This window comes from Streptomyces sp. NPDC058051 (assembly GCF_042885475.1).
GTDB lineage: Bacteria > Actinomycetota > Actinomycetes > Streptomycetales > Streptomycetaceae > Streptomyces.
On the sequence record NZ_JBHVRW010000008.1, the window covers coordinates 12,972 to 35,263 of the forward strand.

The window sequence follows — 22,292 nt, forward strand, 5'->3', positions numbered from 1 at the left end:
GCCAGGCATCACGGGAAAGCCCTTAGACTCGGCGGATGGCCAAGTACTTCGACGTTCATCCCGAGAACCCTCAGGCGCGCACCATCCGCTCCGTGGCCGACAGCATCCGCTCCGGCGCGCTCATCGCGTACCCGACGGACTCCTGCTACGCACTGGGATGCCAGCTGGGCAGTCGTGACGGCATCAACCGCATCCGGTCGATCAGAAATCTCGACGACCGTCACCATTTCACTCTCGTGTGCCAGAACTTCTCGCAGCTGGGTCAGTTCGTGCACATCGACAACGACGTGTTCCGTGCGATCAAGGCGGCGACGCCCGGCAGTTACACCTTCATCCTCCCCGCGACGAAGGAGGTGCCGCGGCAGCTGCTGCACCCGAAGAAGAAGACGGTCGGAGTCCGGATTCCCGACCACGTCGTCACGCAGGCCCTGCTCGCCGACCTCGGCGAGCCGCTGCTGTCCAGCACCTTGCTCCTGCCCGACGAGGACGAGCCGCTGACGCAGGGCTGGGAGATCAAGGAACGGCTCGACCACGTGGTGGACGCCGTGGTCGACTCGGGCGACTGCGGCACCGACCCGACCACGGTCATCGACTTCTCCGGCGGTGAGGCCGAGATCGTGCGCCGAGGGGCCGGGGATCCCGCGCGGTTCGAGTAGCCGCGCCGCCGGCATCGTCCTGGGCCGGGGCCGCCTCGGCGCGGCCTTTGGGGCGGGGCCGTGGCAGCGCCGCGCGGGCCGGACGGTCCTCGCTCCGCAGGGCTGCCTGGTGTGCGGCACATTCGGTGAGCAGACGGCCGAAGACCGCGGGGCGTGCCGCCGCCAGGTTCTTGAGCATGGCGATGGCGCGTGTGACGGAGAGCAGCGCGTCTTCGCACAGCCCCATCTCCTCCTGCCTGACGGCGTGATTGCTCAGCGACACGGCGAGGTCGGGGAGGAACGCGTCCGGGTACGCGGTCGCCAGGCGCTCGCGGATCTCCACCGCGCGGCTGATCGCCGCGAGGGCTTCCTTGTTCCGGCCCAGCTCCGCCAGCCGGTTGGACTGGTTGTTCAGCGACAGGGCGAGGCCGGGCAGGAACACCTCGGGGCGTGCCGTCGCCAGCTCCTCACGGATCTCCACCGCACGCATGCTCGCCGCCAACGCCTCCTCATACCGCCCCAGCTCGGCGAGATCCGCCGACAAGTTGTTCAGCGACACCGCGAAGTCCGGCAGGAACACCTCAGGGCGCGCCGCCGCCAGCTCCTCACGGATCTCCACCGCACGCATGCTCGCCGCCAACGCCTCCTCATACCGCCCCAGCTCGGCGAGATCCGCCGACAGATTGTTCAGCGACACCGCGAAGTCCGGCAGAAACACCTCAGGGCGTGCCGCCGCCAGCTTCTCGCGGATCTCCACCGCTCTCGTGCCGGCCGCCAGTGCCTCGTCCCAGCGTCCCAGTTCGGCCAGCCGGTTCGAGAGGTTGTTCAGCGCGCGGGCGAGGTCCTCGCTGAGCGTGGTGTCCTTCCGGGTTCCCAGCTTCCGCCACCATGCGCGGGTGTCCAGGGCCTCGGTGTACTGGCTGACCTGACGGCCCGCCAGTGTCAGGGCGTGATCGGCCAGACGCTGGGTCTGCTCGGGCGTCGCGGCGTACAGCTGGTCGCGCAGCTCGTCCCGGAGCTGCGGGGACGAGCAGATCGGGTGCAGCGCGTCCAGCAGCGGTTCCGGGGTCTGGGCCTGCGGAGCGATGGTGATCGCGGGAAGCGCCAGCGCGACGGGGTGTGCGGCGATCAGGTCCCGCAGTCTGTCCTTGAGGGCCGCTGTGGGCAGTGGCAGTGCGAGCGCCCGGGTGAGAACGGTCAGGGCGTGGAGGGACTGGTCATGGGTGAGGTGCGGCAGGACCGCGTCGAGCAGCTCCGGGTGGTGGGTGAGGGCTCGGGCGAGGTGGTGCTCGGCCAGCCGGTCGGGGTGCACGCTTCCCCAGTAGACGTGTGGCGCGTCGGGCGGATACAGGTCGTGGATCCAGGTCGCGAGGCGCAGGCGGGTGTCTTCCGGGGTGTCGCGGAGGCCGGGTGCGAGTGCGAGCGTGTCGGCGGCCTGTGACCGGGTCGCCGCGCCCGTGAGGAGGGCTGCGGTCAGGGCGGTCAGCCGTTGTTGCTCCGAGCCGAGACCGTGGTGCTGGGCGGTGCGGCTCCAGTAGGAGTGCTCGTGGCTGAGGATGACGTCCTCGGGGCTCTCGCCCGCCGTGCCGTTGCCGGTGAGCAGTTCGGCGAGTGCGGACATGTGCAGCGTGAGGGCATGTCCGGCCCCTGGCACCGTGTCCTGGACACCGCCGGGCCCGGGGCCCGCCGCGTATCCGGGGACGCGGGCGAGCGCGGCGGCGAGCTGTCGGCGTGCCTGGTCCCGGGCGTCGGTGAGCAGGGCGCCGTCGGCGGCCTCCAGCAGGGGAAGCCGCAGCGGTTCCGGGCCGAGCGCGGCGGTGGGGGCGACGTCGCGGCGTAACTGCTGCCACCAGTCGCCGTCCGTCCGGCCCAGCATCAGGACGCGGACCGGGTGCCCGCTGGGGTGCAGGGCGAGGTGGTTGATCAGGGCCGTGGCGTACGCGGTGCGTGTCTCGGCGTAGTCGAGGATCAGCAGCAGCGGGCGGGCCGAGGACGCGAGTGCCCTGAGGTGCTCGGCGGACAGGTGCTCCGACTGGGCCGGCTGCCCCACCGCCCAGTCCACGGCGTCGAGACGAGAGGCCACCTCACGGGCCAGACGGGTCTTGCCCTGTCCGCCGGGCCCGGTCATCAGCAGACCGGACAGCATGGGCCCGGTACGGCACCACGCGAGCAGGGCGCCGAGTTCGACGCGGGGGCGGAAGGCGACGATCTCGTACTCGGGCCGCAGCAGGGAGGCCGGTGACGCGGGCGCGAGCGCCGGATACCAGGGAGTGAAGGCGTCCTGCATCTCGACCGGTTCGAGGACCAGGCGCCGGCCCGTCGCCCGCTCGACGATGCTCCGGAAGTCGCGCTGCCGTGCCAGGACTTCGACGGGTGTGGCGCTCAGGCGGTGCGAGGCGAAGCCGGGGGTGTCCTCGGTCACGACGCCCGTGATCAGGGATCCGCAGGTGACGGCCGCTCCGGAGATCCCCTGCCAGCCGGCTCGCCGGGCGTCGGGGGCCGGCCGGCCCTGGTCGGGGTGGTGGCCCGCGGTGATCAGGTGGTGATCTCCGCGCGATCCCGCCATCGGATTGATGTACCCGTCGACCTGGTCGATCTCCCGTTCGGTGCCGGTGGGTGTGAGGCTGTCCGGAAATCCGGCTGCCTGGCAGGCCACCCGGACGTCCTGGCCGATGAGACGTCCGAACCTGGCCGGCACCAGGCCGTCCGGCACATGCCAGGTGTCCGGTTCTCCGGCATCCGGCGCCGGCACGGCGAGCAGCGCCGCGTCGAGCACCGGATCCGCCCAGGCGACCCGTGCCGGACAGAGCCGCCCTCCGAGAAGGCGGACGAGCACGCGCTCGTACGTGTGGTTCCGCTCGTCGGCCACGACGTGCCAGGCGGTCAGTACGAGACGGCCGACGAGCAAGGTCCCGGTACCGAAGGAGGCCCCGCCACCGGCCTCGGGCGCCGCCCACACCTCGGCCAGACGGCGACGGTCGAACCATGCGCCTGCCATGACCCCTACTCGGCGGGCAGTTCGTCCACTCGGCTGCTCACCTTGGCCGGCCTGCCGTGGACGTCCGTCGGCTGCAGAGTGATCTTCAGCCGGTGCGCATCGGAGGTGGCCTTGCTCGCGCTGCCGCCGGCCGACAGGACGAACACCTTCGCGGTGGCGTCCCCGGCCCTCTCCTTGCGGACGTCCACCGCGAATTCGAGTTCGACGGGGCCGACTTCGAACCTGAGCGACTCGTCCCGGCCTGCGGCCATGGCCGCCTGCAGCTCTGCCCGCACCCCGCGCACGGCTTCCGCCAGACCGACCCAGACCTCGTCCGGCACCGGACACCCCCATGAGAATCGTGACGACCCGACAGGGCCCCACGCTACCGCTCGGGGTGAGCCGTACGTCACCGAACCCCCACTCCTGCCACCGGAGTCGCCGAACCCCCACTCCAACCACCGGACGCCGCCGACGGCGGGCGGGGTGGGGCGAGGCGTCGAGCGTCTACCGCAGGAGCGCGGCCCAGCGGGCCTCCTCCTCACGCTGCTCCCGGCCCCGGCGCAGTCTCGCCCGGACGGCCAGGCCCAGGGTCGCCGTGGTGCCCGCGACCACGACCGGCGCGACGGCGGACAGAGGGACCGGCAGGAGCAGGGTGAGCATCGCGAGGGCGGCCGTACCCCACCCCGTCAGTACGGCCGCCGCGGCAAGCCGGCGGGAGCGCGGCCGGTCCTGGCCCGCCCGCAGGTCGATGCAGGCGGGCAGGTACCAGACGTTGCCTGATACGCAGAGCACGGCGACGCCGAGCGCCAGAACACCATGGGACATCGGGCAGCACTTTCTTCGGGATGGGGCGGGGCGGGGCGTGCGGGGCGTGCGGGGCGTGCGGGGCGTGCGGGACCAGGGGGCGGGGGTCACCGCGGTACGGCACGACTGGGGTCACCGCGGGACGGCGGAGTCGAGTGCGGCGATCTCCGGATGGTGCAGGTCGAAGGCCGGGGACTCGCTGCGGATACGGGGCAGGGCGGTGAAGTTGTGCCGCGGAGGAGGACAGGACGTGGCCCATTCCAGGGAGCGGCCATAACCCCAGGGGTCGTCGACGGTCGCCTTCCTGCCGTACTGGGCGGTCTTCCAGACGTTGTAGAAGAAGGGCAGGAAGGCCAGTCCGAGCAGGAACGATCCAATGGTGGAGAGGGTGTTGAGGGCGGTGAAGCCGTCGGCGGCCAGGTAGTCGGCGTACCGGCGGGGCATTCCCTGCGCGCCGAGCCAGTGCTGCACGAGGAACGTGAGGTGGAAGCCGACCGTCAGCACCCAGAAGGTGATCTTGCCCAGGCGTTCGTCGAGCATCCTTCCGGTGAACTTCGGCCACCAGAAGTGGAATCCGGCGAACATCGCGTACACGACGGTGCCGAAGAGCGTGTAGTGGAAATGGGCGACCACGAAGTACGAGTCGGAGACGTGGAAGTCCAGGGGCGGTGCGGCCAGGATGACTCCGGTCAGACCGCCGAAGACGAAGGTGACGAGAAATCCGGTGGCCCACAGCATCGGTGTCTCGAAGGACAGCGATCCCTTCCACATCGTGCCGATCCAGTTGAAGAACTTCACTCCGGTCGGCACGGCGATCAGGAAGGTCATGAAGGCGAAGAAGGGAAGCAGTACACCGCCGGTGACATACATGTGGTGCGCCCAGACGGTGACGGACAGCCCGGCGATGGCGATCGTCGCGGCCACCAGACCGATGTAGCCGAACATCGGCTTCCGGGAGAAGACCGGAATGATCTCGGAGACGATTCCGAAGAAGGGCAGGGCCAGCACATAGACCTCCGGATGCCCGAAGAACCAGAAGAGGTGCTGCCACAGGAGCGCGCCGCCGTTGGCGGCGTCGAAGATGTGCGAGCCGAACTTCCGGTCCATCTCCAGCGCGAGGAGGGCAGCGGCGAGGACCGGGAAGACCAGCAGGATGAGTACGGCGGTGAGCAGTACGTTCCAGGTGAAGATCGACATCCGGAACATGGTCATTCCCGGGGCGCGCATGCACACGATGGTGGTGATGAAGTTGACCGCGCCGAGAATGGAACCGAAGCCGGAGAGCGCCACACCCATGATCCACATGTCGGCGCCGACACCCGGGGAATGGGTCGCGTCGGACAGCGGGGCGTAGGCGAACCAGCCGAAGTCAGCGGCGCCTTGAGGGGTGAGGAATCCCGCCGCGGCGATCAGGGATCCGAAGAGGAACAACCAGTACGCCAGCATGTTCAGCCGGGGAAAGGCCACATCGGGTGCGCCTATCTGGAGCGGCATGAGCCAGTTCGCGAAACCTGTGAACAGCGGCATGGCGAACAACAGCAGCATGACCGAGCCATGCATCGTGAACGCCTGGTTGAACTGCTCGTTGGAAACGATCTGCGTCCCGGGGCGGGCGAGTTCGGCGCGCATCACCAGCGCCATCACACCGCCGATCAGGAAGAAGACGAACGCGGTGACGAGATAGAGCGTGCCGATCTGCTTGTGGTCGGTCGTCGTCAGCCACGAGACGATCCGGCCGCGCGGCGAACGGCCGGGCAGATCGGTGCCGGGCAGATCGGTGCCAAGCCCCGTCCTGCCGGGGTCCGTCCTGCCGAGCTCCTTCCTGCCGAGCTCCGTCCTGCCAGGGTCCGCTCTGCCGGGGTCCGTCCCACTCCTCCGAGCGGTTCGACGACCGGGCGGCGCGGACCCCGCTTCGGCGGGGGCGGCTCCGGAGCCGTTTGGCTTCGGGCCCTCTGCGGGGGCGGCCTGATTGCCCTGCGATTCCGTTGCGTCCACCGGACCGTGTCCTCCAGCTCTGGCAGTTCTCCGAACGCGCCCCGGCCGCACCATGCTGATCGCGTACCGCGACGCTCTCCAGGGACCGACGGGCACCTTCCACGGGGCCGATCGGCCCTGCGGCCGTACACGTCCGGCAGCCGACCGGCCCTGCCCGCACCCTTCTCCGGGACCACGCACCGCCGGGCCCTCGGGCCGTCGGCGACCACGCACCGCCGGATCATCGGTGACCGCGCTGCCGTAGGCTGACCGTCCGTGGACCGGTTCCAGCCCCGCGGTGATCCGGTGAGGAACTACACCGGCACACGGCACCGGAGAACGGCACCCCGATGGCAGAGACAACGCCCCCCAAGTCCGGCTCCCCCTCCCCGATCCACTCCCCCGGACCCTCCTGCCCCGGTACGGCGGCCCGGCCGCGGCCCACCCGGCCGGACCGGATGCAGAGTCTGCTGGATGCCGTGATGAGCCTGGGGCGGGGCCTGGAACTCCCCGAGGTGCTGCGCGGCATCGTGGAAGCCGCGGTGACGCTGACCGACGCGGAGTACGGAGCGCTCGGCATCGTCGGGGACGGGCAGAAGCTCCTGGAGTTCCTGCCCGTGGGCCTGTCGGAACAGATCGCCGCGCGCATCGGGCCGTCGCCGTGCGGGCGGGGAATTCTCGGCGAGCTGATCCGTCATCCGCAGCCGCTCAGGCTCACCGATCTGAGCAGCCATCCGCGCAGCTTCGGCTTCCCGCCCCACCACCCGCCGATGCGCACCTTCCTCGGCGTACCGGTGCGTGTGCGCGACGAGGTGTTCGGCAACCTCTATCTCACGGAGAAGCGAGGCGGCGTGAGCTTCGACGCCGACGACGAGGCGGTGCTCACCACGCTGTCGATCGCCGCCGGCGTCGCCATCGACAACGCCCGGATGTACGACGAGAGCCGCCGCCGGGAACAGCGCCTGGAAGCACTGGGAGAGATCACCCGCACCCTGCTGTCGGGGACGGACGCCGACGAGGTGCTGCATCTGATCGCCGAGCGCGCGATGGAGGTGGCGGGGGCCGACCGGGCGGCGATTCTGCTGCCCGTGGCACCACCGCTGTCCTCGCCCCACCCCGGGGCCTCGGCAGCTTCGAGGGCTTCAGCAACTCCGGTGGCTTCGGCGGCTTCGGCGGCTTCGGCGGCTTCGGCGGCTTCGGCGGCTTCGGCGGCTTCGGCGGCTTCGGCGGCCGAGGAACGCCTCACCGTCGCCGTCGCCCACGGCCGGGGATCCGACCGTGTGAGAGGGGTGTCCGTTCCGGCGTCGGCGTCGCTGTCCGGGCTCGCCGCCCGCACCGGAACGCCCGTGCACTGCACCGACGTACGAACGGATCCGCGGGCCCATCCGTTCGGCGACGGCAGCGAGGACGGTCCGGGCCCGGTGGTGGCCGTGCCGTTGCAGATCGGTACCGGAGCCCTGGGCGCGCTGCGTCTGGGACGGCCGGCGGACCGCCCGCCGTTCGACGACACCGAGATCGCACTCGTCTCCGGCTTCGCCGACCAGGCCGCCATCGCGCTGGAACTCGCCCGCGGGAGGGCCGAGTCCGAGGAGCTCGCCGTGTTGCACGACCGGGACCGGATCGCCCGCGACCTGCACGATCTGGCGATCCAGCGGCTGTTCGCGACCGGGATGACCCTCCAGAGCACGACCCGGGCCATCGCGGACCGCCCGGAGGCGGCCGAGCGCGTCAGCCGGGCGGTGGATGATCTGGACACCACGATCCGGATCATCCGGTCGACCATTTTCGATCTGCGCACGGCGGACGGTACGGGACGAAGCGGGCTGCGGCACCGGATGGCGGAGACCGCTCGCGCGGCGGCGCATGCCCTCGGCTTCCGGCCCACTGTGCGGATCGACGGCCCGGTGGACACCACTGTCCCGGACGAACTCGCCGAACACGTGGTCGCGGTGGCCGCCGAGGCGGTGTCCAACGCCTCCCGCCACGCCGGTGCGAGTCGTATCGGCATCGTGCTGACGGCCGACGACGCGGTGACCCTGACGGTCACAGACAACGGAATCGGCATCGGCATCGGCATCCCCGGCGGTGAAACGGCCGGTCCCGGCGGGCGGACGACGGCCGGTCCCGGACAGCCGACGACGGCCGACAGCGACCGGCCGGCACGGCGCGGCGGCGGGCTGGCCAATATGCGTACGCGGGCGGAACTGTGCGGCGGCACGTTCGCCATCGAGCGGCCGGCGGACGGCGGCACCCGGATCACCTGGCGCGCCCCACTTCACGACTGACGCCTGAACGAACGCCCGCCGGTATCGGTCAGCTTCGCCGCACCGGGGGCTGTCCCTGGCGGTCCTTGATCCGGCCGACCAGCATCGCGGCCTGGATCCGACGGCCGACGCCGAGTTTGGCGAGGATCGCGGAGATGCGGTTCTTGACGGTCTTCTCGGCCAGGAAGAGGCGTTCCGCGATCTCACGATTGGTGAGGCCCTCACCGATGAGGTCCAGGATCTGCCGCTCCCTGGTGGTGAGCTGATCCAGTTCCGATGCCTCCGACGCCTCGACGGGCGTCGGTCGGGGGCCCCGCAGACGTGCCATGACACGCGCGGTCGTCCGGGGGTCGAGCATCGAGGTGCCGGAAGCGACCGTGCGTACGGCTGCGATCAGATCGGCCCCGTTGATCTGCTTCAGGACGTAGCCGGCCGCGCCCGCCATGATGGCGTCGAACAGTGCCTCGTCGTCGTCGAACGAGGTCAGCATCAGACAGGCCAGTTCGGGCATCAGGGCCCGCAGTTCCCGGCACACCTCGATTCCGGCGTGATCGCCGCGGGAGTCGTCGCCGAGCCGTACGTCCAGTACGGCGACCTCGGGCCTGCTCGCCGGTACGCGGGCCAGTGCCTCCCGGGCGTTGGACGCCTCACCGACGACCTCGATGCCGTCCTCGGCCTCCAGCAGATCGCGCACGCCGCGCCGGACGACCTCGTGGTCGTCGAGGATGAAGACGCGTACGGGGGCTGCGGACCGTGACGGGGCCGTGCTCTGCGGGGACTCGGCGAAGTCGTTCACATCATGCTCGATCGGCTCGGGGACAGGGGCTCGAACCCAGTATGTGCGCTCGTCCGCAGGCCGGTCCGCCGGGGTGGAACTGCATGTCGGACAGGTTCTGAACAGGGCCGGAAGGCCCTGTGGCCAGGGCCGGTCGGCAGGCCGGACGCGGTGCCATACTGACGGCCGCCGAGACCGTAAGGGCGCCGCGGACGTCTCGGTGTCCCGACCCCCCACCGTGCTGTCCCAAGGAGTCACCGGTCCATGAACACCCCGAGCGAGGACTACCACGCACTGCTCGCACGACACGACGCGATGCGGCTGCGGCGGCGCATCCTGTCCGTGCCCGGTGCCGGGTCCGTGCCGTCGCTCCCCACGCCTCCACCGGCGTACGACGGCGCGGCCGACCAGCGGCTGATCAGCGAGTTCCTGCCGCTGGTGGGCCCGTTGGAGGAGCTGATCGCCGAGCAAGCTGCGTACCCCGGATCTCGCGGTGCTGAGGGTTCGCCCCCGTCAGCCCTACGCCTTCAGGGCCGGTCAGTACGCGTCCGTGGAGTCTCCCCTGATGGAGCGGGCATGGCGCTCCTACTATCTCGCCCGCGCGCCCCATCCGGACGCCGAGCTGGAATTCCACGTACGGGCGCGGGGCGCCGGCGGGGTGAGTGACGCGCTGGTGCACGGCACTCGGGTGGGCGGCGCCGTGCGCCTGAGCGGACCGCGCGGCGCCCTCGCCCTGCCCGGTCGTACGCCCTCCGCCGACGTACTGCTGATCGCCTCCGGTACCGGATGGGCCGCGATGAAGGCGTTGCTCCAGGAGATCGACTCCCAACGGTCCCGCGCGCGCCGGGTGTGCCTGCTTCTGGTGGACGGAAGCGCGGGCGAGGTGGTGTACGACGCGGCGTATCGGGAAGCCCTCCGACACGGACGCCCTTGGCTGACCGTCCTCACGGCCGGTCGGACCGGACCGGCCCGTGCCTCCACGGACCCGGGGCTGCGGGCCCTGGAGGAGGTACTGTCGTGGCGTCCCGGGTCCGCCGCCGGGCACCAGGTCTTTCTGGCCCTGGCACCTGAGGCACCCGAGGCACCCGCGACGGACGCGGTGCGGGCCCGCCGCCCGGCTGGCCGCCGCCGGAGTCCCGGCCGCACACATCCATCACGACACCACCGGCCGCGTGGGGCTCACAGAAGCGTCCGCCAGTACGACCAGAACCGGACTGCTGTCAGCATGACGATGATCAGGCACCACGTCACCGGCACCACGAGAGGAAACTCCAGTACCGCCGCGAGGACGGCTCGCGGGGCGGGCAGCACGCCATGGCGCAGATTGTGCAGGGTGGTGTGCCAGAACATGAAGAGGGTGGCCACCCACACGAGCACGCACCACAGGCAGAGCGCGCCGATGTCGTACAGCGCCTGCGTCATCAGCCACATGCAGAAGCAGACACCGACCAAGGTGCCCAGGTTCAGCCCCAGCCAGTACCAGCGCCGGTAGCGTGCCCCCGCGAGCAGACCGGCGCCGGTCCCCAACACCGCCCCGAAGGCGATCAGTCCGATGATCGGATTGGGGAAGCCGAACACCGAAGCCTGTTCGCTGCGCATCACATTCGTGCAGGAGACCACCGGACTCACCGAACAGGACGGTACGAAGTCGGGGTCGGCGAGCAGTGCGAACTTGTCGGTGGTGATCACGAAGGAGCCCAGCAGTCCGAGGGCGGCGGTGATCACCAGCAGCCACGCGAATCCCTGGTGCGCCCCGGTGCGGCCCCGGTCGTCGGCCTGGGGCTTCTCCTGGGGCTTCTCCTGGGGCTTCTCCTGGGGTTTCTGTTGCGGCTTCCGTTGTGGTTTCTGTTGTGGTTTCTCCGGAGGATTCTTCCGGGGCTTCGCCGCGGGGTTCTCCGCCACTCGCTCCGGCCCACGTGCCGTCGCGCTCATGCCCACCCCCGTACGGAACCGTGGGGCCAGACGACCTCCACCGGAATTCCACGTGCGCGGGCGAAGGCGACCAGGTGAGCGGTGGCGTCCCGGCCGTCCGACGGCGAGCCGTCCCATACGGCGAGCACGGTCCCGCACGTCTCCACAAGGCGTTCGTCGGCACCGACACAGGCGTCGCGGTCGGCCGGGTCGAAGGCGAGCAGTCGTACGTGCTCGGCCAGTACCAGGAGTTCCCCCGCGGCACGCCGGTCGCGCTCGGACAGCACCGCGGGCACCGCGCCCTGGACCGGCAGCAGGACCGTCAGCTTCCTTCCGGCCTGTCGGGCCGCGCGCCCGAACGCCAGCGGCAGCCCCGCCCCGGCCCGTACAAGCGCGGCCACTCCCTCTGCCAGGCCGTCCAGCCTGGCTCTCAGTTCAGCCTCCACCAACTCCAGGGTTCTGTTGCTCAGATCTCCGTGTCCGACGACGGCTATCACCGCGTCCCCCTCCTGTGCGCATCCACGCCACCCGCTCCGACCGAACTCCGCATGCCGCGAACCGGCCCCGGAGCCGCCGTCGGACCGGCCCGCGGCATGCGGTCAACCGCAGTGAACCCATCGCGCGTCCGACGTGGCTAGGGCCGTTCGGCCCTGGGCCGTTCGACCCTGGCGCGGGCGCGGCGCCACGCGGTGTACTCGGGCGACAGACGCGCAGAGCAGGAGACGAGGCAGCCCCGTGAGCCACGCAGGTCATCCGTTGTCCCCCACGTCCCTGCCGTCAGCACTGCCCGCGCCGTGGGAGGAAGCCACGGCGGTCGACCCGGAAGCCATCGGGTCGTGCCGCACGGTCGAGTTGACGGAGGACCAGGCGCTGAGCCTGCTGGGCGGGGTGTCGCTCGGCCGGATCGTCTTCACCCGGCGCGCGCTGCCCGCGATCCGGCCGGTGAACCATCTGCTGGACCGCGGTCGGATCGTCGTCCGGACCCATCAGGACTCGGATCTGTTCGCTCAGGCACGGTGCCATGGGGACCGCGGAGTCGTGGTCGCCTACCAGGCCGACGAGATCGATCCGCTGACCCATCGCGGCTGGAGCGTGGTGGCGACGGGATACTGCCGCCCTGTGACCGATCCCGATGCGCTGATGCGCTATCAGCGGCTGATCAGGCCCTGGTCGGACCGGGTGATGGACTGCGCGGTTCACATCCGTCCGCATCTGGTCACCGGAATCAGGCTGACGGTCTGACGCGGCGACTCTGCCGGATGCGGTCGGTGCGGCGGATGCGGCGGGTGTGACGGGCGCGGCGGATGCGGTGGGTACAGCGGATGCGGTGGGTGGGTGCACAGCCTCTCCGCCGCATCCGGAACGTGATCGGGACCGCACGCGGATGGTGCCCGCAGGCTGCGGGCACCATCCGCTTCCGTCAGTCCTGCGCGGACCGGGAGGTGCCGCGGAGTCCGGCCGCCGCGAGTACGGCCCCCAGCAGGCAGAGGACGCCCGTCACGGTCACGGCGGTGTGCACACCGTTCATGAACGCCTGGCCGCTGCCCTCCACGACCGCTGCGCGGAGCTGTTCGTTCATGCCGCCGGAGACCGGGGCGACCCCCATGGCCACCGCGTCGCCGGCTCCCTCCAGACCATCCGCGACGGACGCGGGCACCCCCGCGCCGGTCAGCTCGTCGACGAGCGTGGAGCCGACACGGCTGCTGATGATCGAGACCAGCACCGACGTGCCGAGCGCACCGCCGATCTGCAGGGCGGTGGCCTGGAGACCGCCCGCCACGCCGCCGTCCGCGACCGGGGCCTGGCCGACGATGGCGTCGGAGGAGGCCGAGAGCACCATGCCGACGCCCAGGCCGAGCGCGATGAACGGCGGCCACATCGTGGCGTAGGACGAGCCGGTGTCCCAGGTGAGCATGCCGAAGGTCGCGGCGGCCTGCAGCAGCATGCCGAGCGGCATGGAGATCCTCGGCCCGAAGCGTCCGGTCAGCGCCGCCCCGAGCGGGGAGGCCACCAGTGAGGCGAGGCTGAGCGGCAGCGTACGCACACCGGCCTCGACGGGCGAGAAGCCGCGTACGTTCTGGAGGTAGAGCATCACGAAGAAGATCACGCCGAGCATCACGAAAAAGTTGAGAGCGGTGATGATCGTGCCGACGGTCAGCGACCGGATGCGGAACAGCCGCATCGGCAGCAGCGGGTGTTCGATCCGGGTCTCGTACCAGCCGAAACCCGCCAGGATCAGCACGCCGACAGCGACGGCGCCCAGAGTGCCGGCCGAGGACCAGCCCCAGGTCTCGCCCTTGACCACGCCGAAGACCACGCACAGCAGACCGAGTGCCAGCAGTACGACGCCGGGTACGTCGAAGCGGTGGTGACCGGTCGAGTTCCTGCTCTGTGGCAGAACGGCGGCGCTGACCAGGAGGGCGAGCACCCCGATGGGAGCATTGAGGTAGAAGACGGATTCCCAGTTGATGTTCTCGACGAACACGCCGCCGACGATGGGGCCGAGGGCCGTGGAAACGGCGGAGACCATGGCCCAGATGCCCACCGCCATGCCGAACTTCCGCGGGGGGAAGGAAGCACGGAGCAGACCCAGGGTGTTGGGCATCAGCAGACCGCCGAAGAAGCCCTGCGCCGCCCGGAAGGCGATGACGCCCTCGATCGAACCGGCCAGGCCGATGGCGATCGAGGAGAGGGTGAAGCCGACGACGCCGATCATGTAGTAGGTGCGCCGTCCGAAGCGGTCGCCGAGCTTGCCGCCCAGGATCAGCGAGCCTGCCAGGGCGAGCAGGTAGGCGTTGGTGACCCATTGCAGGTCGGCGGTGGACGCCCCGAGGGCGCGGCCGATCTCGGGGTTGGCGATCGCCACGACGGATGCGTCGAGTTGGACCATGAAGAGCCCGAAGGCGACCGCGAGGAGGGTCAGCCACGGGTTGGAGCGCCTGCCCCGGACCTCCGGCTGCGCCTGCGGTGGGGAGGCAGCGGGCAGCGAGGAGTGATCCGCGGTGGTGGAGGGCATGGAAGTGCCTTGTCTGTAGAGAGTGCTACGGGAAAACAGGGGCCGAGCGGCAGGTTGCGCACCTGCGGCCTCGGTGGCGGCCGGCCCGGTCTGTCTCCGGGCAGGGGAAGGCCCCACGGGCACGGAGACGGGGATGCTCGCGGTCGGTCGGGCCCCGGCGGTGGGACGCGGGGGCTATTCGGCTGCGGGCACGGGGTGCAGATGCCGCGTCAGCGACGTCAGCGCGCCCACGGCCGAACCGAGTGCGCCGATCTCGCCGTCGGTGAGGGACTGCAGGGCGTGCGCGAGGTGCGCGTCTTCGAGACTCCGGACCTCGGCCAGCTCGCGCCGGGCCGTGGGGGTCGGATACAGATGGGCGATCCGCTTGTCGCCGGTGTCCTTGCGGCGCTCCAGCAGGCCCTGCTCGGTGAGCTGGGAGACGAGCGCACTGACGTTGTTCGGCCGCATCAGCAGGGCTTCGGCGGCCTCGCGCACGGTGGCACCCTCCTGCTGCGTGACGAAACGCAGCAGCGCGAGCTGCCCTTCGGGCGGCTTGGGCCTCCCGAAGTCCTGCGCGACCAGACGGTCGAGGGCCCGATTCAGCGCGGGCAGGCACGCCGCGAGCGCGGAGGCCACACGGTCGAGGTCCTGGGCGGACGCGCGGGAATCAGACATGATCGATATCATAGGTCTAAAGTCATAGGTATGTCAAAAGATGTTCTGCCGATGTCCTCGTCCGAAGGCCGACCGGAGCCCTGGCCCGAAAGCCAGGAGTGCTTCCCCTGCCTCTTCGAACGGGGTGGTCGCCGCTCTGTCGCACTGCGGGAGTGAGCATCTCCGCGCGCGGTTCGACCTCCACGGCGGACAGGAGGCGGAATGCGAGGAGGTGGGGCCCTCGCGCTGAGCGAGCGAACCTCCGAGGAGCCCAACACCCTCCCCTACCCGCAATTCTCGGCCGACGTCGCAGCAAGCGCGCCCTGGACCCGGAGCCAGTCTCCGCACAGCGTGGGTTCCCAGGGTCTGCGGCAATGCGCGGGGCTACGACGCCTTTTGCGGGTGGTAGCCGTTCCTCGCGAGTCTTCGCCGTTCCCCCGCAGATCTTCGCGTTCCCCCGCAGATCTTCGCCGGTTCCCGCGGTCCTCGCAGGCGGCTGTCCGTCCTGCCGTGGGCGCGTGCGCCCGACCACGAGATCCGTCGGCACATCGACGGCATCGGTCGCGACGGCGCCATACGCGGCCGTCACGGCCGCCGGGTCCGGGCGCCCTGGCCGCCGGGTCAGTGCGTCCCGGCCCCCGGGTCAGTGCGTTCCTGCCGGGTCAGTGCGTCCCGGCTGCCGGGTCCGGTCGAGGTCGATGGCCGCGTGCGGTCCGACTGTTCCGGTCCCGGCCCGGGGGCGCCTCACCGTCCGGGTCGGTGCGGCGCGGCAGGTGTGCAAGTCGATCGGGCATGGCGCGGGTGCGGGCGCGAGGAGCGAGGGGTGCCGGTCACAATGCCCCGACGAGTACACCGCTGCCCGATTCCGGCGGGCCGGGTTCTTCGTCACACCGCGCAGAAGGCTCCGTCAGTCGAAGTCGTAGCCGTATCCATAGCCGTAGTCGTGCGCGACCACGCGGAAGCTGCCTCCCACTCCGTTGGGGACGATGATGCCTCCTTCGACAGGCTTCGCGAACACGCCGGAGGTGGAGCCGTGGGGTCCGACGACGGCAACGGGGCCGCCGTTGTCGCAGGTCGCGCCACGGAAGACCTCGACGGTCCGCCAGCTGTCATTGAAGACGTTGAAGCTCGTGGCGCCGAGGCCGCTGGCCACGGTGATGCAGCCACCGGGGAAGGCGGAATACGTCCGCTCGTTGATGTGGATCCTGCCCTCGCCGTAGCCCCGGCCCCCGTGACCTCGACCCTCACCCCGGCCGCCATAGCCGCGACCCTCGTCGCCGCCCCGGCCCTCACCGTTGCCACGGCCCTCACCGTTGCCCCGGCCCTCACCGTTGCCGCGACCCTCGTCGCCACCCCGGCCCTCACCGTTGCCACGACCCTCGTCGCCACCCCGGCCCTCGTCGCCACCCCGGCCCTCACCGTTGCCACGACCTTCGTCGCCACCCCGGCCCTCGCCGTTGCCGTTGCCGTTGCCGTTGCCGTTGCCGTTGCCGTTGCCACGACCCTCGCCGTTGCCCTGGTCGGCCTTGCCTGCGGCGCCGGCCTTGTCGGTCTCGCTCGTCTTGTTGGCTCCGCCCGCCTTGTTGGCGTCGCCCGCCTCGCCGGGAGCCGGGGCCGGAGCCGGGGCCGGAGCTGCGGCGCGAGGGGCGGCGGGGGTTTCCTCGGTGGACTCGGCAGTGGCAGCCGAGGTGAAGGTGCTGCCTGTAACAGCCAGGGCCATGGCGGCCGCGATGGCGGCGGTCACCACGGTGGAACGTGTAACCATGTCACTTCTCCTGCTCTCAGGGAGGTCGACTGGGTAGTCGACTCGTGACTGAACGTACTGACGCCCCACATGCCTGTCATATCGGACATATCAAAAGGCTGATACCGAGGATCCGACGCGAAACGACGACCGTTCGTACGCCATACGGGTAGGGGTGGATGCCTGGTCGACAACCTTTGCATGCGGGCCAATTGATGCAATGTTCGCCCGTCCGGGCGACTTCCTGATACCCACTCACCACAAGAGGCGTGTCGTTCATGGACACGCCCCGAGGAAGAACCCCCAGGCCGCGGGACCGCCCGCACCCACTCCATCCGGCGCGGCGCCGGCCTCGCGGACTCCGACCGCGGACCTCACCCGCCGCTTGTAGCGACTTGTCGCCGATGAGCAAGCCGAAGGGTCGGTGTCGGCAGCAATACTGCTGCCGACACCGACCCTGGTCCGCGAGGCGGAATCCGAGCTTGCGGCTCAGTAGGCGGAGTTGACGTTGTCGATCGACCCGTAGCGGTGGGCGGCGTAGTTGGCGGCCGCGGTGATGTTGGCGACGGGGTCGGTGACGTTCTTCGCGGTGCCGGCGACGTGGTAGGCGTCGAAGGTCGGCTGAATGACCTGAAGCAGGCCCTTGGACGGTATGCCGTTCCGCGCGTTGACGTCCCAGTTGTTCTGAGCGTTCGGGTTGCCGCTCGACTCCCGCATGATGTTGCGGTGCAGCCCCTCATAGCTACCGGGGATGCCCTTGGCCTTCATGATGGCCAGCGCCTCATTGATCCAGCCGTCGAGGTTGTTGGCGTGACCCTGGCCGCCGTTCGCCGCCGTCTTGACCACGGAGGCGCTCACCGAGGTCGTCTCGGCGGCCTGCGCCGAGGTCGACGTCAGCGTGAGGGCCGCCGCCGCGGCACCCACAGTGGCGATACCGGCGACGGACAGCGTGCGAAGGCGGGCGATGCGGCTGGTGCGGGTCTGCGTGTGCGTGGTCATACGGAAGGAACTCTCCAATGGGGACGACATGGTGTTGCCTACCGCCGGTCTCGGTCGCAGCGGCTTGGGGAGCGGAACTCCACACTGCGGGCGATGGCGAACGAATCCGGCTGATCCGCCGGTCCGGTCGCGGCTTCCCGCAACGACAGCCATGGTTAGCGGCGCCCGGGACGGTGGTCAACGATGTGACGTACTACCCAACTTCGGAGCAATGTCTGAAATGAGACGTTCTGTGGCGCTTACGAACTGTTCGGACGGGTCATGGACCTACTAAGTTCGTTAGGATGTGACGCAGCCCCTATGGGTGGCATCACACCCACGGGGCACTTTCGGGGGTCTCGACGGGACTTCGGCGCGAACCGAACGGGCGCGGGGTTCGCACTCAGAGACACGCAGCAACGGGATCGGGAGCCACGTTGGTCCGCCCACACCGCGGCGGCCTCGCACTTCTCACGCGCGGTGAAGAACTGGAACAGCAGCCGAGCGCCTTTCCTGCCACTGAGGGCGGGAGAACTTCGCGGAGCGGAGCGGACCAGCCGCTGTCGGCGCCTGACGTCCCGGTCGGCCCGCCCCTTCTGCGCTTCGTTCGATCAGAGGCCGACGTCAGCAGACGGTCTAGCGCTCGTACACCTCGTAGGCGCCGCCCAGGTCCTCCTCCAGTGCCGCCGAGTCCAGCGCCGCCGTGAGCCGGTTGAGCCGGGCCCGCAGGTCGCTGATCTCGTCGAGGTCGAATCCGGTCGCCGCAGCTATCCGGCGCGGCACGGCCATTGCCCGCCCCCGGAGCGCCGAACCCTCGCGTGTGAGGTGGATGTGCACCGAGCGCTCGTCATGGGCGCTGCGCTCACGTCGCACCAGGCCCGCCGCCTCCAACCGCTTCAGCAGCGGCGACAGCGTGCCGGAGTCGAGCCGCAGGTGTTCACCCAACGTCTTCACCGGCAGCTCGCCGTGCTCCCAGAGCACCAGCATCACCAGATACTGCGGATACGTGAGACCCAGGTCCTTGAGGAGCACGCGGTAGACGCTGCCGAAGGCGCGTGACGCCGCGTTCAGGGAAAAGCAGATCTGCTGGTCGAGACGGAGATAGTCGGCCTCGGACGAGGAATCGCGGCTCGGGCTGGGCGTGGACGTCATGGGCTCATCATAGCTCCGCACACACAACTTGATTGTGCACAATTGAATTGTGTGCTTTGCTTGCTGCGGGCGGCCGGACAGCGCCGCTGGACATGACGTCCGAGAGGAATGGTTTTCCATGGAAGCGCTCTACACCGCCGTCGCCACCGCCACCCACGGTCGTGAGGGCCGCGCCGTCACACCTGACGGCAAGCTCGATCTGCAGCTGGCCATCCCGGTGGAGATGGGTGGCAGCGGCCAGGGTACGAACCCGGAGCAGCTGTTCGCCGCCGGATACGCCGCGTGCTTCGCCAGCGCCCTGGGCGTTGTCGGCCGTCAGGCCCGGATCGACGTCAGTGAAGCCGCCGTGACCGGCGAAGTGGGTATCGGCAAGCAGGGTGAGGGTTTCGGTCTCGCGGTCACGCTGCGCGTGGAGCTGCCCGAGGCCATCGACGAGACCACCGGCCGCAAGCTGGTCGAGCAGGCCCACCAGGTCTGCCCCTACTCCAACGCGACCCGCGGCAACATCCCGGTCGAGCTGGTCATCGAGTAGTCAAGCAGCGGACCGTGACCGTTGCAGTACGGGCCCCGTCCGGGAAGTCGCCCCGGTGACCCGGTGCGTAACGGACCGGTGGCCGGAGTACGGGACGGCGTCGAGGCACCCAGGTGCCCTGGCGCCGTCCCGTCCGGGCTTTCTCCGACACGGCCCCGAACGCCCTCCGGGCGCGGCGGAGCGCTCGGCGAGCGTCACCGCCGCGCCGCGCTGCACTGACGGATTCGGGTCGGCGGCCGGTCGAGGCACCGGAAGAACTCCCCCGCCGTCATCGACGCGTCCCTGCCGGTCCCTCGGCCTCCCGGTCAGTCCGATGCCGGTGCGGGCAGCCGGTGCGCCCGGGCGAACGCCCCGTCGTGGTGCACGAGCGCGGCAGTGTCCTGGTGGACGGCGCCGGATTCGACCTCGCCGACGACGAGGAGATGGTCACCGACGCGCTGGCGCAGGGTCACGCGGGCGGTGAGCCAGGCGGGGGCGTCGTCGAGGACGGGGAGGCCGTAGTCGTACGCGGTCCAGGGCACGCCGTCGAAGCGGTTGATGCCGCTGCGCGCGAACTGCTGTGCCAGCGCGGCGTTGTGTGTGCCGAGTACGTGGACGGCGAACCGGTCGGCGTCGCATACGGCTTGCGCGGCGGATGCGCCGAGTCCCACGTAGAAGGAGACGAGCGGTGGCTGGAGGGACACCGAGGTGAAGGAGGTGGCGGTGAAGCCTGCGGGGCCGGGGACGGTGATCACCGTGACTCCGGCCGCGTGTCGGCGCAGTGTGCGGCGGAGTATCTCGTCGGTGGCGGGCGTCGCGGGGGCTTCTTCGCGGTGGTCGGTGGAGGCGGTCATGCCGGTTCCCTTCGGCTGGTCGAGCGCCGGGGCCCCGCCGGGTCCGGAGGCGGGGCCCGCTCGTGAGAGGTGGTGCGTGCTGGTGCGGTGGTGACGGGGCGGCGTCAGTCCTCGGGTTCCGCCTCGACGGTCAGGATCGGGCGCAGTGCGGTGTCGGCGCGCAGCCGCTCCAGCCAGATCACGACATGGGCGGCGGTGGTGCGGTGCGAGGCGTCGTTGAGGACGTCGTGCCGGCCCTCGTCGAGGACTCCGAAGGTGGCGTGCGGCAGACGGCGTGCGAGGGCCCGGGCCTGGTCGAGGGGGGCCAGTGGGTCGTCGGCGCCGTGCAGGATCAGGACCGGCAGGTCCGGACGCACGTCGTGCAGGAGGTGGTGCGGCACGGGTTCGGAGAGCCGGCCGCGTGCGAAGTCCGCGTCGTCGGTGATCTTCCGGCGGTGTGCCGGGCAGGCGGTGCGTGCGTCGAGTTCCGCCTCCCAGCCGGTGGCGGGCGTGGCAGTCGCCGTGGTGACGGTCCCTGTGAGGATGATGCCCCGCACCGGCAGCCGCGGGTCGGCAATCGTGGCGATGTGCAGGGCCTGGAGGGCGCCCGTGTCACTGCCGACCAGCACGAGGGGGGTGTCCGCGTCGGGCCCCACGGCGGCTGCCCCGGCGGTCAGTACGTCTTCGAGCGCGGCGTCGGATGTCGTGTCCAGGGCGTGTACGACATAGCCGTCGGCAGCCAGACGGCGGCCGAACCGTTCGTACACCAGGCCGTGTTCGCCTCGTCCGGGCAGGACGACGAGCGTGCCGCGCGGTGCGATCGCGGTGGGAGGCCGCCAGGTGCGGGCGGCGGTGCGAGGGGTGGTGTCGAGGTCGGTCATCGGGCGCTTCCGGCGGGGGTGAGGGGCGTGGCTGTGGCCGCGCGGTGGGCAAGTTCCTGGCGGACGAGGGGCAGCAGGTGGCGGCCGTAGTCGATGGCGTCGTCGAGCGGGTCGAAGCCGCGGATGAGGACGGTCGTGACGCCGATGTCGATGTAGTCGAGGAGCGCCTGGGCGACGGTCTCCGGGGTGCCGACGAGGGCGGTGGTGTTGCCGCCGGCGCCGGTCGCCGTGGCGGTCGGTGTCCACAGGGCGCGGTCGTGGAGATCGGCCTTGGCGGCAGCCGCGAGCAGCCGCTGGGAGCCGGTGTTCTGGGGTGTTGTGCTGCCGGTGTGGTGGCGTGCCTGGTCGAAGAACGGGCGTCCGGCTCCGGTGGTGATGGTGTCGAGGATGCGGTGGGCCCGCTCCCAGGCGAGTTCCTCGGTCGGGCCGAGGACGGGGCGGAAGGAGACGCTGATGCCGGGCGGTTCGGTGCGGCCCGCGGCCTGGGCGGCGGTCCGGACGGAGGCGATCTGTTCGGCGGTCTCGGCGAGCGGCTCGCCCCACAGCGCGAACGTGTCGGCGTGCTTGCCGCCCACTCGGTAGGCCGCGGTGGAGGAGCCGCCGAAGTACAGCGGGATGCCTTCGGCACGGTAGGGCAGCACCCCGGGGGTGTAGTCGTCGAAACGGTAGTGGCGGCCTTCGTGGCTGAAGGCCTCGCCGGACGACCAGGCGCGTCGCAGGATGCCGAGGTATTCGTCGGTGCGGTCGTAGCGGTCGTCCTTCGCCACGTAGTCGCCGTCGCGGCGCTGTTCGGCGTCGCTGCCGCCGGTGATGGTGTGCACGGCGACGCGGCCGCGGGTGAAGTGGTCGAGGGTGGCGAAGCTGCGGGCGGCCAGGGTCGGGGCGATGAAGCCGGGCCGGTGGGCGACGAGCAGGCCCAGGCGTTCGGTGTGCGCCGCGACGTGTGCGGCGACCTGGAGCCCGTCGGGCCGGGAGGAGCTGTACCCGATGAGGATCCGGTCGAAGCCTGCGTCCTCATGGGCGCGGGCGAAGCGGGTGGTGTACGCGGCGTCGATCAGCGGGCCTTGGGCGGGCCTGGTCTCGGAGGCGTCCTGGGTGCCGATCATGCCGATGAACTCGACGGACGGGCTGGTCATTGACGGGGCCTTTCGATGCGGAGGTGCGAGCTGGTATGGCCGTGCGGACTGGTACGGAGGTGTGG

At 70.6% G+C, this 22,292-nt stretch carries 19 protein-coding genes and 1 pseudogene; 5 read left to right on the top strand and 15 right to left on the bottom strand.

From position 1 onward, the window contains the following. Positions 1-35: 35 nt before the first annotated feature. Complete coding sequence (locus ACFVUT_RS15195) at positions 36-656, top strand: L-threonylcarbamoyladenylate synthase (RefSeq protein WP_389660752.1); 621 nt, start codon at positions 36-38, stop codon at positions 654-656. Here ACFVUT_RS15195 and ACFVUT_RS15200 read toward each other — a convergent pair. The 4 genes from ACFVUT_RS15200 to ctaD form a co-directional block, all read right to left on the bottom strand. After that, positions 586-3,633, bottom strand: coding sequence for a tetratricopeptide repeat protein (locus tag ACFVUT_RS15200; protein WP_389660750.1), 3,048 nt, complete (start codon positions 3,631-3,633; stop codon positions 586-588). The two genes, ACFVUT_RS15195 and ACFVUT_RS15200, sit on opposite strands and share 71 nt — an antisense overlap. Positions 3,634-3,638: 5 nt before the next feature. Then, positions 3,639-3,953, bottom strand: a complete 315-nt coding sequence (locus ACFVUT_RS15205; protein ID WP_389660748.1) for a trypco2 family protein — start codon at positions 3,951-3,953, stop codon at positions 3,639-3,641. A gap of 166 nt (positions 3,954-4,119) precedes the next feature. After that, positions 4,120-4,440, bottom strand: a complete 321-nt coding sequence (locus tag ACFVUT_RS15210; protein WP_389660746.1) for a hypothetical protein — start codon at positions 4,438-4,440, stop codon at positions 4,120-4,122. A 111-nt stretch (positions 4,441-4,551) separates the two neighbouring features. Further along, complete coding sequence (gene ctaD / locus ACFVUT_RS15215) at positions 4,552-6,192, bottom strand: cytochrome c oxidase subunit I (RefSeq protein WP_389660775.1); 1,641 nt, start codon at positions 6,190-6,192, stop codon at positions 4,552-4,554. A gap of 659 nt (positions 6,193-6,851) precedes the next feature. On the opposite strand from ctaD, the gene ACFVUT_RS15220 reads away from it, so the two are divergent. Next, entirely contained in the window at positions 6,852-8,678 is a 1,827-nt protein-coding gene (locus ACFVUT_RS15220) for a GAF domain-containing protein (RefSeq protein WP_389660773.1), read from the top strand. 28 nt (positions 8,679-8,706) lie between these two features. Here ACFVUT_RS15220 and ACFVUT_RS15225 read toward each other — a convergent pair whose 3' ends face one another. After that, positions 8,707-9,453, bottom strand: coding sequence for a response regulator (locus ACFVUT_RS15225; protein WP_389660745.1), 747 nt, complete (start codon positions 9,451-9,453; stop codon positions 8,707-8,709). Positions 9,454-9,997: 544 nt separating this feature from the next. Between ACFVUT_RS15225 and ACFVUT_RS15230 the strand changes: the two are divergent. Further along, a pseudogene (locus ACFVUT_RS15230) lies at positions 9,998-10,102 on the top strand (hypothetical protein); the annotation flags it as partial. A gap of 509 nt (positions 10,103-10,611) precedes the next feature. On the opposite strand, the gene ACFVUT_RS15235 reads toward ACFVUT_RS15230, so the two are convergent. Both ACFVUT_RS15235 and ACFVUT_RS15240 read right to left on the bottom strand, forming a co-directional pair. Further along, the gene (locus ACFVUT_RS15235) at positions 10,612-11,364 is read right to left on the bottom strand and encodes a vitamin K epoxide reductase family protein (RefSeq protein ID WP_389660744.1); all 753 of its coding nucleotides are present in this window, start codon (positions 11,362-11,364) and stop codon (positions 10,612-10,614) included. Beyond that, positions 11,361-11,840 carry a hypothetical protein gene (locus ACFVUT_RS15240; protein WP_389660743.1) on the bottom strand — a complete coding sequence of 160 codons (480 nt, stop codon included), beginning with the start codon at positions 11,838-11,840 and terminating at the stop codon, positions 11,361-11,363. The genes ACFVUT_RS15235 and ACFVUT_RS15240 overlap by 4 nt, the downstream gene beginning before the upstream one ends. 286 nt (positions 11,841-12,126) lie before the next feature. On the opposite strand from ACFVUT_RS15240, the gene ACFVUT_RS15245 reads away from it, so the two are divergent. Beyond that, complete coding sequence (locus tag ACFVUT_RS15245) at positions 12,127-12,585, top strand: pyridoxamine 5'-phosphate oxidase family protein (protein WP_389660771.1); 459 nt, start codon at positions 12,127-12,129, stop codon at positions 12,583-12,585. Between the two features lie 178 nt (positions 12,586-12,763). Here ACFVUT_RS15245 and ACFVUT_RS15250 read toward each other — a convergent pair whose 3' ends face one another. The 5 genes from ACFVUT_RS15250 to ACFVUT_RS15270 all read right to left on the bottom strand — a co-directional run bounded on the left by ACFVUT_RS15250 (position 12,764) and on the right by ACFVUT_RS15270 (position 18,866). After that, positions 12,764-14,359 carry an MFS transporter gene (locus ACFVUT_RS15250; RefSeq protein ID WP_389660741.1) on the bottom strand — a complete coding sequence of 532 codons (1,596 nt, stop codon included), beginning with the start codon at positions 14,357-14,359 and terminating at the stop codon, positions 12,764-12,766. Positions 14,360-14,533: 174 nt separating this feature from the next. Beyond that, complete coding sequence (locus ACFVUT_RS15255) at positions 14,534-15,013, bottom strand: MarR family winged helix-turn-helix transcriptional regulator (protein WP_389660739.1); 480 nt, start codon at positions 15,011-15,013, stop codon at positions 14,534-14,536. Between the two features lie 886 nt (positions 15,014-15,899). Next, positions 15,900-16,757, bottom strand: a complete 858-nt coding sequence (locus ACFVUT_RS15260; protein ID WP_389660737.1) for a hypothetical protein — start codon at positions 16,755-16,757, stop codon at positions 15,900-15,902. Positions 16,758-17,225: 468 nt separating this feature from the next. Beyond that, positions 17,226-17,765 carry a transglycosylase SLT domain-containing protein gene (locus ACFVUT_RS15265; protein ID WP_389650433.1) on the bottom strand — a complete coding sequence of 180 codons (540 nt, stop codon included), beginning with the start codon at positions 17,763-17,765 and terminating at the stop codon, positions 17,226-17,228. Positions 17,766-18,350: 585 nt separating this feature from the next. Next, positions 18,351-18,866, bottom strand: coding sequence for a MarR family winged helix-turn-helix transcriptional regulator (locus ACFVUT_RS15270; protein WP_389650430.1), 516 nt, complete (start codon positions 18,864-18,866; stop codon positions 18,351-18,353). Between the two features lie 118 nt (positions 18,867-18,984). Between ACFVUT_RS15270 and ACFVUT_RS15275 the strand changes: the two genes are divergently transcribed. Then, on the top strand, positions 18,985-19,398 hold the full coding sequence (locus ACFVUT_RS15275) for an organic hydroperoxide resistance protein (RefSeq protein WP_389650422.1): 414 nt from the start codon (positions 18,985-18,987) through the stop codon (positions 19,396-19,398). Positions 19,399-19,703: 305 nt separating this feature from the next. Here ACFVUT_RS15275 and ACFVUT_RS15280 read toward each other — a convergent pair whose 3' ends face one another. From ACFVUT_RS15280 to ACFVUT_RS15290, 3 genes are all read right to left on the bottom strand, one after another. Then, positions 19,704-20,231 carry a flavin reductase family protein gene (locus tag ACFVUT_RS15280; RefSeq protein WP_389650419.1) on the bottom strand — a complete coding sequence of 176 codons (528 nt, stop codon included), beginning with the start codon at positions 20,229-20,231 and terminating at the stop codon, positions 19,704-19,706. Between the two features lie 104 nt (positions 20,232-20,335). After that, on the bottom strand, positions 20,336-21,091 hold the full coding sequence (locus tag ACFVUT_RS15285) for an alpha/beta hydrolase (protein ID WP_389650416.1): 756 nt from the start codon (positions 21,089-21,091) through the stop codon (positions 20,336-20,338). Then, positions 21,088-22,227 (bottom strand): LLM class flavin-dependent oxidoreductase, encoded by a 1,140-nt coding sequence (locus ACFVUT_RS15290; protein WP_389650413.1) that lies wholly within the window; start codon positions 22,225-22,227, stop codon positions 21,088-21,090. Before ACFVUT_RS15290 ends, ACFVUT_RS15285 begins: the two co-directional genes overlap by 4 nt. Positions 22,228-22,292 lie beyond the last annotated feature (65 nt).